Raw genomic sequence first — 14,778 nt, 5'->3', positions numbered from 1 at the left:
ACCCAGGCTTGACGGCGGAACGCCCCGCTGGGGCTTCCGCCCTACCATGCATCCCGCGCCGTAGGGCGGATGCCCCGCCAGCGGGGCGATCCGCCCTGACCGCCGTACCAACGGTGTGATCCGCCATATCGACTCGGCCTGTCTCTGACGCAAACCCAAGCTTGGCGACGGAACGCCCCGCAGGGGCTTCCGTCCTACCATGCATCCCAAGCAACGCCAGCGGCTTGATCCGCCATGCCTCCAGGCGGCGCAGTATGCCATTCGCAGCGCACGGCCGGCCTTGCGCCGCGTCAACACCGGACCTAGGCGGTCTCGCGCATCTTCAGCGCTTCGACGATGTCCACCGCCACGATGCGGCTGACGCCTTGCTCCTGCATGGTGACGCCGACCAACTGCTCGGCCATCTCCATGGTCAGGCGGTTGTGTGAAATATAGAGGAACTGCGTGCGGTCCGACATCTGCTTGACCAGATCGCAGAAACGGCTGGTATTGGCGTCGTCCAGCGGCGCGTCCACCTCGTCCAGCAGGCAGAACGGCGCCGGATTCAGGCTGAACAAGGAGAACACCAGGCTCATCGCGGTCAGCGCCTTCTCGCCGCCGGAAAGCAAGTGGATGGTGCTGTTCTTCTTGCCCGGCGGCTGGGCGATGATCTGGATGCCGGCGTCCAGCAAGTCCTCGCCGGTCAGTACCAGCTCGGCGCGGCCGCCGCCGAACAGCGTGGGGAAGAACTCGCGCATCTTGGCGTTGACCGCGTCGTAAGTGGTTTGCAGCATGTCGCGGGTTTCGCCGTCTATCTTGGCGATGGCCTCCATCAAGGTTTCCATCGCCTGATTCAAGTCGGCCGACTGGTTCAGCAGATACTCGCCGCGCTTCTTCGCCTCGTCCAGCTCTTGCAAGGCGGCCAGGTTGACCGCGCCCAAGCCCTCCAAGGCCCGCGCCAGGCGGGCGATTTCGGCCGCCAGCGCGTTGGGCTTCACGCCCTCGTTCAGGTCCGCCAGCAGCTTGGCTTCGTCCGCTTCGGCCTGCGCCAACTCCTCGGCGAAGCGCTCCATCGCCAGCCTGGCTTCCTGATGCTTGAGCAACCAGTCCGAACGCGCCTCACGCAGGGCCGGCAGCGCCGCATTGGCCTCCTGCTGGCGCTGGCTGATTTCGCGCATCCGCTCGGTCAGATGGTTCAGTTGGTCGCGCGCCGCCGCCAGCGCCGCGTCGCGGGTTTCCCTTTCGGCCAAGGCCAGTTGCAGCGTTTCCTCCGGCACGGTTTCATCCACCGTTTCCGACTCCAGCGCCAGCGTTTCCAAGCGCTCCTGCAATTGCTCGTCTCTATCCGTCAGCTCGCGGCCGCGGCGCGACAACTCGGCGACTTTCTGCTCGGCGCTATGCAAGGCCAGCTTGATTTCATGCAGCACGCGCTCGGCGTCGCGCGCCTTGTTGCGCGCCAATTCCAGCCGCGTTTCGGCGTTGAGCCGCTCCAGACGCACATCTTCCAGTTGTAGACCCAGCTCTTCCAGCGTCAACGCCGCCTCTTCGCCCATCAGTTCGGCTTCAGCGATGCCTTCCTCGGCGTGCAGCCGCTCCTCGGCGATGCGGCCGCGCTCGGCCTCGATGGCCGACAAGCGCGCCGCGCCCTGGCGCGCCGCCTGGTCCAGCTTGACGTGTTCCAGCGTGGCGGCGTTGAGCTCGGCCTCCAGCCGGGTCAGCGAGCCCTTCTGGCCGCGCACCGCCTCGGCCAGCATATTGCCCATGCTTTGCAGGCTGTCGCGCTTCTTTTGCATCGCTTCGATTTCCGGCCGCAAAACGTCGGCGCGGGCGGAGGCTTCATCCAATTGCTGCTTGCGCGCCATCAGGCCGTCGCCGCTGGCTTCGGCATGAAAACGCACGCTGACAGCATCTACCCTATGCCCCTCCGGCGTCAGCCAGCATTCGCCCGCCACCAAGTCGCCGCGGCGCGCCAAGGCGGCATCCAGCGTATCGGCGAGATAAACGCCAGCCAGCCAGTCGCTCAGCGCGGCATCGAACGGCGCTTGCGCCTTGACCTCGGCCAACAGCGCCGGCCAGCTTCGCGCAGGCAAGCCTGCCGCGACGGCGCGCTTGCCATCCACCAGAGCCAGCGCCGCCGGGGGCTGCTCGGCCGGCACGCTGGCGGCGCGCGCGGACAGGCGCTCGCCCAGCACCGCTTCCAAAGCCTGCTGCCAACGCTTGTCCACCTGCAGCGATTGCCACAGCTGCGGCGCGTCGGCCAGGCCTTGCTTGTCCAGCCAGGCCGCCAATTGCTCATCCGCCGCTTCGCGCTGCAGCAAGGCCGCCAGCGCGGCGGCTTCGGCTTCGGCGCGCGCCAGTTCGGTGCGCTTGGCCGACAATTGCTGATCCAGCTTTTCACGCTCGGCGGCGAGGTCCGCCTGCTTGGCTTCGTCCGCCACCAGCCGCGCCCGCACCGCGTCCAGCGCAGCCTTGGCCTTGTCCACTTCTTGCTGAGCGGCCTCCAGCACATGATGTTCGGGCAAATTCAGATCAGACAGCTCGCGCGTCAGCGCGGCGTCGCGGCCGGCCAATTGCTGCATGCCGCGCTGCCAGTGTTCGATTTTCTGGCGCGACAGATCGCGTTCGCGCGTCAGATTGGCCTGCTGCGCGACCATCTGTGCCTGTTGCTGGTCCAGCTGGCGGAAACCCGCCTCGGCGGTGGGCAGTTCGTCGGCGCCGTCTTCCAGCGCCATCTGCGCTTCTTCCTGCCGCAACTGCGCCTCTTCCAGCCGCGGCAGCCAGTCGTCCAGCTCGGCCTCCACTTGCTGGCGGTTGTCGGCCAGTTGCTGGCGCTCGCCGCGGGCGGACAGCAGATCGCGCTCCAGCCTTTGCCGGCTTTGCTCACGGTGGCGCTGCGCCTCTTCCAGCCGCGCCAGTTGCGCGTTGGCTTCAAACAGATGCTGCTGCGCCTCGTGCACCGCGTCGCTGGCGGCGAAATGCTGCTCGCGCACCGTTTCCTGTTCGGCTTCCAGATGGGTGACCGCCGCTTCCAGCGCGGCCTCTTCGGTTTCGATCCGCGCCAGTTCGCCGCGGGCATGCGCCTCGCCGCGGGCGGCCTCTTCGCGCCGCGCCAGCGCCAGCAGGTTCTGCTTGTGGGTCAGCGCGCCGCGCATGTCGTGGTATTGCGCGGCCACTTCCGCCTGCTCGGACAAACGCTCCACCTGCCGCTCCAGCTCCTGCTGCAAGTCGGCGATGCGCTCCAGGTTGGCGCGGGTGTCGGACAGGCGGTTTTCAGTCTCGCGGCGGCGCTCCTTGTACTTGGACACGCCGGCGGCTTCTTCCAGATAGGCGCGCAGCTCTTCCGGCCGCGCCTCGATGATGCGCGAGATCATGCCCTGCTCGATCACCGCGTAGCCGCGCGCGCCGACGCCGGTGCCGAGGAACAGGTCTGTGATGTCGCGCCTGCGCACCTGCTGGTTGTTGATGTAATAGCTGGATTCGCCCTGGCGGGTCAGCACCCGCTTGATCGCCACTTCGGCGTACTGGCCCCATGGGCCGGTCAATTGGCCGTCGGCGTTGTCGAACACCAGTTCCACCGAGGCGCGCGACACCGGCTTGCGGGAGGACGAGCCGTTGAAGATCACGTCCTGCATGGATTCGCCGCGCAGCTGCTTGGCCGAGGACTCGCCCAACACCCAGCGCACGGCGTCGATCACATTCGACTTGCCGCAGCCGTTGGGGCCGATCACCGCCACCAGTTGGCCCGGCACCGCGATGCTGGTGGGGTCGACGAATGACTTGAAACCGGCGAGCTTGATATGGGTCAGGCGCAAAACATCCTCGCTGCGAAAGGGAGCAAACCGTTCATTTTATCAGGCCATGGCAAACTGCGGGGCCGCGCGCGAATCCGGCGGAAAAATGTCGTCAAGCCGGCTAGCCAGCGGCAAGGACACTTGTGCCATAATGCCCGTATGGAATCTCTATCGCTGAGCAATCATTTCCTGATCGCCATGCCCGGCATGGGCGATCCGCTGTTCGCCAAATCGCTGGTTTATCTCTGCGAGCACGGCGAACACGGCGCCATGGGCCTGATCATCAACAAGCCTTCCGGCATCGCCATGGCGCAGCTGTTCGATCAGATCGACCTGCCGCTGGACGACGAAGACACCCGCAGCGGCGTGGTTTACTTCGGCGGACCGGTGCAGCCGGACCGCGGCTTCGTGCTGCACCAGCCGGCCGGCAACTGGCAATCCAGCCTGATGGTCACCGACGACATCGCGCTGACCACCTCCAAGGACGTGCTGGCGGCGGTATCCGAAGGCAACAAGCCGGAGAAGCTGCTGATCTCCCTCGGCTACGCCGGCTGGTCTGCCGGCCAGCTGGAGCAGGAAATCAGCGACAACGGCTGGCTGACGGTGCCGGCCGAACCCGCCATCATCTTCGAACTGCCCTGCGAAGACCGCTACGACGCGGCCATGGCGCTGCTCGGCTTCGATCCCTCGCTACTCTCCTCGGATGTCGGCCATGCCTGAAGGTTGCGCACTGGCTTTTGATTTCGGCGAGCGCCGCATCGGCGTCGCCGTCGGGGAGACGCTGCTCGGCATTCCCCATCCGCTGGCCACCATAGACACGCCTGTCACGGACGAGCGTTTCGCCGCTATCGCCAAATTGATAGAAGAGTGGCATCCCCAACAATTAGTGGTGGGTCTGCCCATGCACCCGGACGGCGTCGAACATGAGATGAGCGCGCTGTCGCGCCGCTTCGCCAACCGGCTCAAAGGCCGCTTCGGGCTGCCGGTATGGCTGGTGGACGAGCGCTACACCTCGGTCATCGCCGAGCAAATGCTGGAAGAAGCCGGCGTCAAGAAAGGCCGCAAACAGAAACCGGCATTGGATCAGGTGGCCGCCCAAGCCATTCTGGCCGGCTGGTTCGAGCAGCCGGGCACAGAGGTTTAAGCATCCGGCACAAACCTTAAGCCCTTGTTTTGCAAGAATCTGTTAATCGCTATTGAGTCCAAGGCCCATCCTGCCGATACTACAGCTGGAAGATAGCATTTCAGCGGGAGGCCTCATGTCCATCAGCCAGACAGCGCAAATTTCGATGGCCAGTTCGGCACTGCTGAACGGCGGCACCCTGCCGTCGCCAGTGGTGCAAAACGGCAATGCCACAGCGGCCTTGGCGGCGCAAGCCGCGCAGTTGGCGCAAGAATCCAGCGCCGTGGTGCTGCTGGGCGGCGGCAGCACCGACACCGGCACTTACGATGCGGCGGGACTGCTTAATGGAATGGCCACCGCCGGCACGCTGCAAGGCAGCGCCTTGAGCCCCAGCAGCGGCGAAACCGCGGCGCAAAGCACCGATCAGCAAATCCTGTCGCAAACGCTGGGCGCCACCAGCAGCGCCTCCTCCAGCCTCAACGGCAATTGGGCGACCATTCTGCAAAGCAATCCGGCGCTGGCAGGCCAAGCCGTGGCCGACAGCACCAACGGCAATATCGTCGATATCATCGCCTGAATCGCGCGCACGCTCCAAAGCAAACAGGTCCGGCAAGCCGGACCTGTTTGTTTGACAGCCATAGATGGCGCGCTCAGCGGCTGCCCTTGCGGCCTTCTTTTTCCTTCATCCGCGCTTCGCGCTCAGCAGCGCGCTGGGCGGCGATTTCCTTGGCGCGCTTCTCCCACACCGCCCACTCCTCCGGGCGCTCCAGCGTGATGCGGCCGGTCTGGCCGTCGCGGAAGTCGGTCAGCACGATCTCGGCGGCCTTCTGCATATTGATGCGTCCGCCGGAAATCACCGCGCCGCGGCGGCGGCCGATCAGCTCCAGCGCCTGCCAATCCTGCGCGCCGTCCAGCTCTTCCACGTCGAACTTGTAGCGGGCGGCCAGCTCGGCGCGATAATGGACCAGCAGGTATTTCAGCAGCTCCAGCGACACCTCTTCCTCATCCATGGCATTGCGGCCTACCGCGCCGCTGGCGGCCAGATTGTAGCCGCCCTCTTCCACTTCGATCTTCGGCCACAGCATGCCAGGGGTGTCGTACAGCTCGAAATCGTCGGCCAGGATGATGCGCTGCTCATTCTTGGTAACGCCCGGCATATTGCCGGTCTTGGCGATCTTGCGGCTGGACATGCTGTTGATCAAGGTGGACTTGCCGACATTGGGAATGCCGCAAATCAGCACCCGCAGCGGCTTTTCCAGGCCGCCGCGGTTAGGCGCCAGCGCGCGGCAGGCGGCGATCAGCTTTTGCGCCGGCGCGCGCTCGCCGGCGTCCAGGCCCAGCGCCTCGGTTTGCTTGCGGGCGCGATACCAGGCCAGCCATTGCTCGGTGGCGGCCGGATCGGCCAGGTCCTGCTTGTTCAGAATCATCAGCCGCGGCTTGCCCTTGGCCATCCGCGCCAGCATCGGGTTGGCGCTGGAGGCCGGCAGGCGGGCATCCAGCAGCTCGATGACGACATCGATATCTTTCAGGCGCTCGGCGACATCCTTGCGCGCCTTGTTCATATGGCCGGGAAACCATTGGATTGCCATTGTTAACGCTTTCTAATCGGGTCCAGCAGATAAGTCAGACCGTTGTGGTCGAGTTCTTGCATCAATTGCAGCAAACGGCCGATCTCGCCCGGCGGAAATCCCTCGCGGGCGAACCAGTTGAGATAATTGCCCGGCAGCTCGCAAATCAGCGTGCCTTTATGTTTGCCAAAAGGCATGGCGCGGGTCGTGAGGGCGATCAGATCTTCGGCTTGCATGATGGCAGGTATAGATGGCGGTTGCGCATTGTGCCAAAGCCGGCGGCTTGCTGCCAGGCTTGACGCGGAACAAGCGGCGCGCGGGTTTCGCGGCGCGGCGGCCTTTATCGGTTTAGCATGGCCTCACAGCAATTCGGGCCGACGCTTCATCGGCCGTTTTTTTCCGGTTCGCGCAGAGCCGTTTGCGGGCGCTTCGGCGCCCGCCTTTTCATTGAAACGGCATCGGCTTGCGGTCGTTGAAGTACAGGAAACCCTTCACGACTCGGTAGATGTACCACACCCACACCGCAAACAAAATCACGAAACCGACCAGCACCCAGGTCAACACCCCGCCGATCACATTGCCCAGCAGCGCCAGCCAGAAGGTGCGGATCTGCCATTCGAAATGGCTTTGATACAGCGTGCCGCGCACCTCGTCGCGCTTGACGTAATTGATGATCACGCCCACCAGCGCGGTGACGCCTGCCAACAAACCGACGGCTTGCAGGATATACACAGCCAGCGTCAGATTGTTGAGCTTGCGCGCTTCCTCATCCAGCAGTTCCAGCTCCATCGCGTCTCCTTATGTTGATATCAACGGGCGAACAGCGCCGCGAAGCGCGCCGCCACGATGCGGCGGAACGCCTGGCTGCCTTCGATGATGCCATGCTCCGGCATCGCCGTCTCGCTCCAGCCCTGCAACAACCCCGGCGCCCGCCCTTGAGCGGACAACACCGGCAGCGTGGCCTCTCGCGTCCAGCCCGCGGCTTCGGCAAAACTCGCGGCGCGGCGGTTCGCCTCGTCCAGCAAAGCCAGATCCGCCAATCCCACCGCCAGTTGCTTCCACTCCAGCAGCAGCAGCCGCGCCGCCAGCCAATCGGCCGGCTCGGCGATGCGCGCCGGGGTGTCGCCGGCAGGCAGGCCGCGCCGCAGGGCCATGTGCAGCGCCAATTGGCGGATTTCCGGCAACAAGGACTCCAACAGGCAGCCATCCGCCGGCGCGCCATGCGGCGAACCAGGGCGATAAGCCAGCCACTCGCCATCGGTCGCAAGAGCGACCGGATACAGCGGCCGGTCCGCGCGGAACGGGTGGTCGCTGAGGGCGAGAGTAAGGGCTAGGCTGTCTGGGGTCATGATGCAGTCTCCTGTGGCTTGAAAAGCTGGCCGCTACCGGAGACCCTTGTGCTTGGCAAAACAGAAAACACAAATGCCGCCGGTGATTCGGCGGCATGGTCGGGTATGCGCTCGGAACGTCTTAGCCGAGCCTATCCCTGGCGCCGCCGGGAGGGGCGGTACCAATAATAGGCGTGGGCGAAAAAAACATTTCGGGCTTGCATATCCCCCATGCTGCCAACGATGGCGGCCGCCGTCAAGCCATTGTTTCGCAAGACTTGGCGAGGATCATCAGAAAAAAGCCGGATTCCCCGCGAGGGGAGCCCGGCTAGATTCGACGCGATGACGGCTATCACATATTCGGATAGTTCGGCCCGCCGCCGCCTTCCGGCGTCATCCAGTTGATGTTCTGGGTCGGGTCCTTGATATCGCAAGTTTTGCAGTGCACGCAGTTTTGCGCGTTGATCTGCAGCCGCGGCGCGCCTTCGTCCTGGCCGACGATTTCATACACGCCGGCCGGGCAGTAGCGCTGTTCCGGCGCATCGTACTGCGCCAGATTGATGGCGACAGGCACCGCGGCATCCTTCAGCTTCAGGTGCGGCGGCTGGTCTTCGCTGTGGTTGGCGTTGGAGATGAACACCGAGGACAGGCGGTCGAAGGTCAGCACGCCATCCGGCTTGGGATAGCGGATCGGGCTGAATTCGCTGGCCGGCCGCAGCGTTTCGTTGTCGGCGTGCTTGTGGTGCAGCGTCCACGGCGCGCGGCCGCGGAACAGGAAGGTATCGATGGCCGAGAAAATCATCGCCGGCCACAATCCCCAACGGAAGGACGGGCGGATATTGCGCACCTTGTACAGCTCGTCGTGCACCCAGCTTTGCTTGAACTTGGCCGAATAGGCCTTGGCCTCGCCGCCTTGCGCCTGCGCTTCGTCGCCCAGCAGCTCGAACACGGCCTCGGCCGCCAGCATGGCGGACTTCATCGCGGTGTGGGTGCCCTTGATCTTGGGCACATTGAGGAAGCCGGCGGTGTCGCCCACCAGCGTGCCGCCCGGGAAGGTCAGCTTGGGCAGGCTCTGGATGCCGCCTTCGGCCAGCGCGCGCGCGCCGTAGGAAATGCGGCGGGCGCCTTCGAAGGTCTTCTTGATCGCCGGATGGGTCTTGAAGCGCTGAAATTCCTCGAACGGCGACAGATAGGGATTCTGGTAATCCAGGCCGACCACGAAGCCCACCGCCACCAGATTGTCTTCCAGGTGATAGAGGAAGGAGCCGCCATAGGTAGCTGTATCCAGCGGCCAGCCCACGGTGTGGGTGATGTGGCCGGGCTGATGGTTTTCAGCCGGCACTTCCCACAATTCCTTGATGCCGATACCGAAGGTTTGCGGATCGGCGCCGTCGCGCAGCTTGAAGCGCTCGAACAGCGTCTTGGTCAACGAGCCCCTACAGCCCTCGGCAAAGATGGTCTGCTTGGCCCACAGCTCCATGCCGGGCTCGCCTTCCAGCTCGCCGTTCTTGCCGGTGCCGACCGAACCGGTGGCCACACCCTTGACCGAGCCGTCTTCATGATACAGCACTTCGGCCGCGGCGAAGCCGGGGTAGATTTCCACGCCCAGGTTTTCGGCTTGTTGTCCCAGCCAGCGGCAGAAATTGCCCAGGCTGACGATGTAGTTGCCGTGATTATGCATCTGCGGCGGCGTCGGCAGCTGGATGGACTCGGTTTCCGTCAGCAACAGGAAACGATCGGAGCCGGCCGGCGTGTTCAACGGCGCGTCCAGCTCCTTCCAGTTGGGCAGCAGCTCGCTCAGCGCGCCGGTTTCGATCACCGCGCCGGACAAGATGTGGGCGCCGATTTCGGAGCCCTTTTCCAGCAGGCAGACGCTGATGTCGCGGCCCTGCTGTTCCGCCAGCTGTTTCAGACGGATCGCCGCGGACAGGCCCGCAGGGCCGCCGCCGACGATCACCACGTCGTATTCCATGTATTCGCGTTGCACCGTTTCTCCTTTGCGCCCGCTGGGACTTATTGATTTGATTGACATCATGCTATGAAGACGGCAAGACGTCAAAATCAAACAAGCGTTTAAACGGTGCCACTGTCGCGCAATGCCACAATGTCTGTTTCCGCATAACCCAACGCGCGCAAGATCTGCTCAGTATGTTCGCCCAAAGCGGGAGGGGCCAGATTGTACTCTACCGGCGTGCCGGAAAGTTTGATCGGACACCCGACCAGCGGCATTTCATGACCCGCGGCGTCGCGCATCTCGATTTCCATGCCGCGCGCCTGCGTCTGCGGATCGGCGAAAGCCTCCGCCACATCCTTGATCGGCCCGCAGGGCACGCCGGCCTTATCCAACTTATCCAGCCAGTAATCCCGTCCGTGATGGCGGAAGGCCATCGCCAGCAAAGGCGTCAACTGCGCCCGGTTCGCCACCCGTTGCGGATTGGTGGCGTAGCGGACGTCGCGCGCCCATTGCGGCTGGCCGATCAGCCGGCACACCTCGGCGAACTGCTTGTCGTTGCCGCAGGCCAGAATGAAGTGGCCATCTGAGGCGGCAAACACCTGATAGGGTACGATATTGGCGTGGCCGTTGCCCAGCCTGGACGGCACGCTGCGGCCGATCAGCCAGTTGGACGCCACATTGGCCAGCATGGCCAGCGAGCAATCAAACAAGGCCATGTCGATATGCTGGCCCGCGCCGCTGCGTTCGCGCGCGATCAAGGCCGCCTGCACCGCATTGGCGGCATACAGGCCGGTGAACAGGTCGGACACCGCCACGCCCACCTTGTGCGGCTCGCCGTCGGCTGGGCCGGTGATGCTCATCAACCCGGACATGCCCTGCACGATATAGTCGTAACCGGCCAGATTGGCATAAGGCCCGGTCTGGCCGAAGCCGGTGACCGAGCAATACACCAGCCGCGGATTGAGCGCGGCCAGGCTATCGTAATCCAGCCCGTACTTTTTCAGCCCGCCCACTTTGTAGTTTTCCAGCAGCACGTCGGACTCGGCCGCCAGCTTTCGGATGATGTCCTGTCCGGCTGGCTGGGTAATATCCACCGTCAGCGAACGCTTGCCGCGATTGGCGCACAGATAATAGGCGGAGCGGCCATCCGGCAGGCTGGGCGGCGCCCATTGCCGGGTGTCGTCGCCGCTGCCCGGCTTTTCTATCTTGATCACGTCCGCGCCCAGGTCGGCCAGCAACTGGCTGGCCCACGGCCCCGCCAGCACCCGGCTCAGATCCAATACCTTGATACCCGCCAACGCTCCCGCCATCTCAGCCTCCCGCCATTCTCTCCAGGGTTTCGACGCGCCCGCCCATCCCGCGAAAAAAAGCGGCCCGGCGACAAGCCGGGCCCACAAAGGACAGACAGGAATCAACGGCGCGGCCGGCCATCCGGCCGCGCCGGCTTATCAGGCAAATGCCTGAATACCGGTCTGGGCTCGGCCCAGAATCAGGGCATGCACATCGTGCGTGCCCTCATAAGTGTTGACCGCCTCCAGATTCATCACGTGGCGGATCACATGGAATTCGTCGCTGATGCCGTTGCCGCCGTGCATATCGCGGGCCAGGCGGGCGATGTCCAGCGCCTTGCCGCAGTTGTTGCGCTTGATCAGCGACACCATCTCCGGCGCGGCCTGGCCTTGATCCATCAGCCGGCCCACTTGCAGCGCGGCCTGCAGGCCCAGCGCGATTTCGGTCTGCATATTGGCCAGCTTCAGCTGGATCAGCTGATTGGCGGCCAGCGGACGGCCGAACTGCTGGCGGTCCAGCGTGTACTGGCGGGCGGCGTGCCAGCAGAATTCGGCCGCGCCCATCGCCCCCCAGGCGATGCCGTAGCGCGCCTTGTTCAGGCAGCCGAACGGCCCCTTCAAGCCTTTGACGCCGGGCAGCAGCTGCTCGTCCGGCACCAGCACGTCGTCCATAACGATTTCGCCGGTGATGGAGGCGCGCAAGGAAAACTTGCCGTGGATGGCCGGCGCGGACAGGCCCTTCATCCCCTTTTCCAGGATGAAGCCGCGGATTTCATCGTCGTCGTCCTTGGCCCAGACCACGAACACGTCGGCGGATGGGCTGTTGGTGATCCACATCTTGCTGCCGGACAACAGATAACCGCCGTCCACCTTGCGGGCGCGGGTCTTCATGCTGGCCGGGTCCGAGCCGGAATCCGGCTCGGTCAGGCCGAAACAACCCAGCCATTCGCCGCGCGCCAGCTTGGGCAGGTATTTGTCTTTTTGCGCTTCCGAGCCGTAGGCCCAGATCGGATGCATCACCAAGCTGGACTGCACGCTCATGGCCGAACGGTAGCCGGAATCGACGCGCTCCACCTCGCGCGCCACCAGGCCGTAGGAAACATGGTTGAGGCCGGCGCAGCCATAGCCTTCTATGGTGCAGCCCAAAAAGCCCAGCTCGCCCATCTCGTTGATGATTTCGCGGTCGAAGCGCTCTTCGCGGTTGGCGGTCAGCACCCGCGGCAGCAGGCGTTCCTGGCAGTACTCATGCGCGCTTTGCCGCACCAGGCGCTCGTCGTCGCTCAGTTGCGCCTGCAACAACAAGGGGTCTTCCCAAGCGAACGGGGCGCGTTGCGTGGATGCTGCCATTTGCCTTCTCCCACTTAGTTCCGCATTGCGGAATTAGATTTCACCATGCAGAATAGACTAAACACTCCGCCGCCGCCTTGTAAAGCGATTCGCACGTCATGCGGCAATTTATTTGTCTCAATGGGGAAGAAGATGCAACAAGACCGCCAATTCGTCACCGCGCTGGCGCGCGGACTGGAAATGCTGGCGGCGTTCCGCCCAGGCGACGGCGCCTTGTCCAATCAAGAACTGGCCCGCCGCACCGGCCTGCCCAAATCGACAGTGTCGCGGCTGAGCTACACCCTGACTCAACTCGGCTATCTGCAATCGGAAGGCGATGGCGGCCCCTACCGCCTGGGACTGGCGCTGCTGGCGCTGGGATCGACCGCCCTGGCCGGCTACGACGCCCGCGCGGCCGCCGCGCCCAAGATGCTCGAGTTCGCGCTGCGCAACAACGTGTCCATCAGCTTGGCCCTGCGCGACGGCAGCGACATGGTGTATCTGGAAACCTGCCGCAGCCAGGCGCGGGTGTCGGTGCAACTGACCACCGGCTCGCGCGTGCCGCTGGCCACCACCGCCATCGGCCGCGCCTATTTCGCAGGCCTGCCGCAGCATGAACGCGACGCGTTGCGGCCCTTGCTGGCGCAACGGTACGGCGCGGACTGGCCGCAACTGGAAACAAGGCTGGAGCAGGCCGCAGCCGACTATGCCGCGCGAAGTTATACCGAATCTTTCGGGGAATACGAACCGGACGTGATGGCCGTAGGCGTGCACCTGCCCTCGCTGCTGCCCGGCCAACCCGCCATGGCGCTCAATGCCAGCGGACCGGCTTTCGCCTTCGACGCCGCGGCGATGCGCGATGCCATCGCCCCCGCGCTGCTGTCCTTGCGCCAGCAGATCGTGCCGAACTGTCTTTGAGAAGGCGTCCGGCCCGCGCCGAGATGCGGGCCGAAACGGATGGGCGCATCAAGCCGACTGGATGTAGTGAACCAGATGGCTGATCACCTGCTCCTGCTCCTCTATCGTCGCCCGCACCAAATCGCCGATGGACAAGATGCCCAGCACGGTCTGATCCTCCATCACCGGCAGGTGGCGGATGCGCTTCTCCGTCATCAAGGCCATGCATTGATCCAGCGTCTGCAGCGGGGTCACGTAGACCACGCGGCTGGTCATGATGTCGCGCACCTTGGTCCCGGCCGAAGTCCGGCCCTGCAACACAATGCGGCGGGCGTAGTCGCGCTCGGAAAAGATGCCGACCACGTCGCCGGACTCCATCACCAGCACCGCGCCGATGTCGTTTTCCGCCATCACCTGCAAAGCCTGAAACACCGTATTGTCCGGGCTGACATACACCAGGGCGCGGTTGGGTTTGCCATCCAGCAATTGTCTGACTGTTTGCATGCTGCCTCCCCTTTATCGTGGAGCCGCCGCGCTCTTCATTTGAAAACGCCGCACGGCATGCCATCAATATAGAACACCGCGGCGTCAGGCTCCACGGCCAGGCGTTCAGGCGCGGATCATGGTGCCTACGCCGGCGGCGGTCAGTATCTCCAGCAACAGCGCGTGCTTGACCCGGCCGTCGATGACGTGGACCGAATTCACTCCGTTCTTGGCCGCGTCCAAAGCGGAACTGATCTTGGGCAGCATGCCGCCGGAGATGGTGCCGTCTGCGAACAGCTCGTCGATGCGCTGCGCGGTCAGCCCGGTCAGCAATTGGCCCTGCTTGTCCAGCACGCCCGGCGTATTGGTCATCAGCACCAGCTTTTCCGCCTTCAAGGTTTCCGCCAGCTTGCCCGCCACCAGATCGGCGTTGATATTGTAGGCCTCGCCGTCCACGCCGACGCCGATGGGCGCGATCACCGGGATGAAATCCTGGCTGTCCAGCAGCGACACCAGCGACGGATCGATGGACTCGATCTCGCCGACCTGGCCGATGTCGATATCCTCATCGCCATCGGTCTTGAGGAAAAGCTTGCGGGCGCGGATGAAATGGCCGTCCTTGCCGGTGACGCCCACCGCCTTGCCGCCGTGCTTGTTGATCAGCGACACGATTTCCTTGTTCACCAGGCCGCCCAGCACCATTTCCACCACATCCATGGTTTCGGCGTCGGTCACGCGCATGCCCTGGATGAACTCGCCCTGCTTGCCGACGCGCGCCAACAGATCATTGATCTGCGGGCCGCCGCCATGCACCACCACCGGGTTCAGGCCCACCAGCTTGAGCAGCACCACATCCTTGGCGAAGCCTTCCTTCAGCTCGTCGTCGGTCATGGCGTTGCCGCCGTACTTGATCACGATGGTCTTGCCCGCGAACTGGCGGATGTAAGGCAGCGCCTCGGCCAGGATGTTCGCCTTGTCGGCTGCGTCGATTGCCACTTTCTCTCTCCTTGTAGCTTGCGTTCCGTCCAGGCCTTAACGGC

14 protein-coding genes are annotated in these 14,778 nt (G+C 64.2%); 4 read left to right on the top strand and 10 right to left on the bottom strand.

The features are described 5' to 3' along the window. Positions 1-302: 302 nt before the first annotated feature. A complete protein-coding gene (gene smc, locus NKT35_RS11495; RefSeq protein WP_254301256.1) occupies positions 303-3,791 on the bottom strand; it encodes a chromosome segregation protein SMC in 3,489 nt (1,162 codons plus the stop codon). Between the two features lie 138 nt (positions 3,792-3,929). On the opposite strand from smc, the gene NKT35_RS11490 reads away from it, so the two are divergent. The 3 genes from NKT35_RS11490 (at position 3,930) to NKT35_RS11480 (ending at position 5,470) form a co-directional block, all read left to right on the top strand. Then, positions 3,930-4,490: a YqgE/AlgH family protein gene (locus tag NKT35_RS11490; protein ID WP_254301254.1), complete on the top strand. Its 561-nt coding sequence runs from the start codon at positions 3,930-3,932 to the stop codon at positions 4,488-4,490. Beyond that, entirely contained in the window at positions 4,474-4,914 is a 441-nt protein-coding gene (gene ruvX / locus NKT35_RS11485; protein WP_254301252.1) for a Holliday junction resolvase RuvX, read from the top strand. Before NKT35_RS11490 ends, ruvX begins: the two co-directional genes overlap by 17 nt. 115 nt (positions 4,915-5,029) lie before the next feature. Further along, positions 5,030-5,470, top strand: a complete 441-nt coding sequence (locus NKT35_RS11480; RefSeq protein ID WP_254301251.1) for a hypothetical protein — start codon at positions 5,030-5,032, stop codon at positions 5,468-5,470. 73 nt (positions 5,471-5,543) lie between these two features. Here NKT35_RS11480 and ylqF read toward each other — a convergent pair whose 3' ends face one another. The 7 genes from ylqF to NKT35_RS11445 all read right to left on the bottom strand — a co-directional run bounded on the left by ylqF (position 5,544) and on the right by NKT35_RS11445 (position 12,379). Then, a complete protein-coding gene (gene ylqF / locus NKT35_RS11475; protein ID WP_254301249.1) occupies positions 5,544-6,482 on the bottom strand; it encodes a ribosome biogenesis GTPase YlqF in 939 nt (312 codons plus the stop codon). A 2-nt stretch (positions 6,483-6,484) separates the two neighbouring features. Beyond that, a complete protein-coding gene (locus NKT35_RS11470) occupies positions 6,485-6,697 on the bottom strand; it encodes a DUF3820 family protein (RefSeq protein WP_103902068.1) in 213 nt (70 codons plus the stop codon). Between the two features lie 208 nt (positions 6,698-6,905). After that, entirely contained in the window at positions 6,906-7,250 is a 345-nt protein-coding gene (locus NKT35_RS11465; protein ID WP_254301248.1) for a DUF4870 family protein, read from the bottom strand. Between the two features lie 20 nt (positions 7,251-7,270). Continuing rightward, entirely contained in the window at positions 7,271-7,810 is a 540-nt protein-coding gene (locus tag NKT35_RS11460; protein WP_254301247.1) for a hypothetical protein, read from the bottom strand. A gap of 331 nt (positions 7,811-8,141) precedes the next feature. Further along, entirely contained in the window at positions 8,142-9,761 is a 1,620-nt protein-coding gene (locus NKT35_RS11455; protein ID WP_254301377.1) for an electron transfer flavoprotein-ubiquinone oxidoreductase, read from the bottom strand. A gap of 101 nt (positions 9,762-9,862) precedes the next feature. Continuing rightward, positions 9,863-11,053, bottom strand: coding sequence for a CaiB/BaiF CoA transferase family protein (locus NKT35_RS11450; RefSeq protein WP_254301245.1), 1,191 nt, complete (start codon positions 11,051-11,053; stop codon positions 9,863-9,865). Positions 11,054-11,191: 138 nt separating this feature from the next. Further along, on the bottom strand, positions 11,192-12,379 hold the full coding sequence (locus tag NKT35_RS11445) for an acyl-CoA dehydrogenase (RefSeq protein WP_254301243.1): 1,188 nt from the start codon (positions 12,377-12,379) through the stop codon (positions 11,192-11,194). 132 nt (positions 12,380-12,511) lie between these two features. Between NKT35_RS11445 and NKT35_RS11440 the strand changes: the two genes are divergently transcribed. Next, complete coding sequence (locus NKT35_RS11440) at positions 12,512-13,276, top strand: IclR family transcriptional regulator (RefSeq protein WP_254301241.1); 765 nt, start codon at positions 12,512-12,514, stop codon at positions 13,274-13,276. A gap of 48 nt (positions 13,277-13,324) precedes the next feature. Here NKT35_RS11440 and NKT35_RS11435 read toward each other — a convergent pair whose 3' ends face one another. Beyond that, positions 13,325-13,759 carry a CBS domain-containing protein gene (locus NKT35_RS11435; protein ID WP_254301240.1) on the bottom strand — a complete coding sequence of 145 codons (435 nt, stop codon included), beginning with the start codon at positions 13,757-13,759 and terminating at the stop codon, positions 13,325-13,327. 105 nt (positions 13,760-13,864) lie between these two features. After that, complete coding sequence (argB, locus tag NKT35_RS11430) at positions 13,865-14,734, bottom strand: acetylglutamate kinase (protein WP_254301237.1); 870 nt, start codon at positions 14,732-14,734, stop codon at positions 13,865-13,867. Positions 14,735-14,778: the final 44 nt, after the last annotated feature.

Origin of the sequence: Chromobacterium sp. IIBBL 290-4 (genome assembly GCF_024207115.1) — a bacterium.
Classification (GTDB): Bacteria; Pseudomonadota; Gammaproteobacteria; order Burkholderiales; family Chromobacteriaceae; genus Chromobacterium.
This window is presented reverse-complemented; position numbering and strand designations above follow the sequence as displayed.

Excerpts from the sequence above, each read along its gene's own strand:
- NKT35_RS11480 (WP_254301251.1), top strand. The coding sequence starts at position 5,030 with ATGTCCATCAGCCAGACAGCGCAAATTTCGATGGCCAGTTCGGCACTG.
- NKT35_RS11455 (WP_254301377.1), bottom strand. The coding sequence starts at position 9,761 with ATGGAATACGACGTGGTGATCGTCGGCGGCGGCCCTGCGGGCCTGTCC.
- NKT35_RS11460 (WP_254301247.1), bottom strand. The coding sequence starts at position 7,810 with ATGACCCCAGACAGCCTAGCCCTTACTCTCGCCCTCAGCGACCACCCG.
- NKT35_RS11465 (WP_254301248.1), bottom strand. The coding sequence starts at position 7,250 with ATGGAGCTGGAACTGCTGGATGAGGAAGCGCGCAAGCTCAACAATCTG.
- NKT35_RS11450 (WP_254301245.1), bottom strand. The coding sequence starts at position 11,053 with ATGGCGGGAGCGTTGGCGGGTATCAAGGTATTGGATCTGAGCCGGGTG.
- NKT35_RS11490 (WP_254301254.1), top strand. The coding sequence starts at position 3,930 with ATGGAATCTCTATCGCTGAGCAATCATTTCCTGATCGCCATGCCCGGC.
- ylqF (WP_254301249.1), bottom strand. The coding sequence starts at position 6,482 with ATGGCAATCCAATGGTTTCCCGGCCATATGAACAAGGCGCGCAAGGAT.
- NKT35_RS11445 (WP_254301243.1), bottom strand. The coding sequence starts at position 12,379 with ATGGCAGCATCCACGCAACGCGCCCCGTTCGCTTGGGAAGACCCCTTG.
- NKT35_RS11470 (WP_103902068.1), bottom strand. The coding sequence starts at position 6,697 with ATGCAAGCCGAAGATCTGATCGCCCTCACGACCCGCGCCATGCCTTTT.
- NKT35_RS11440 (WP_254301241.1), top strand. The coding sequence starts at position 12,512 with ATGCAACAAGACCGCCAATTCGTCACCGCGCTGGCGCGCGGACTGGAA.
- NKT35_RS11435 (WP_254301240.1), bottom strand. The coding sequence starts at position 13,759 with ATGCAAACAGTCAGACAATTGCTGGATGGCAAACCCAACCGCGCCCTG.
- ruvX (WP_254301252.1), top strand. The coding sequence starts at position 4,474 with ATGTCGGCCATGCCTGAAGGTTGCGCACTGGCTTTTGATTTCGGCGAG.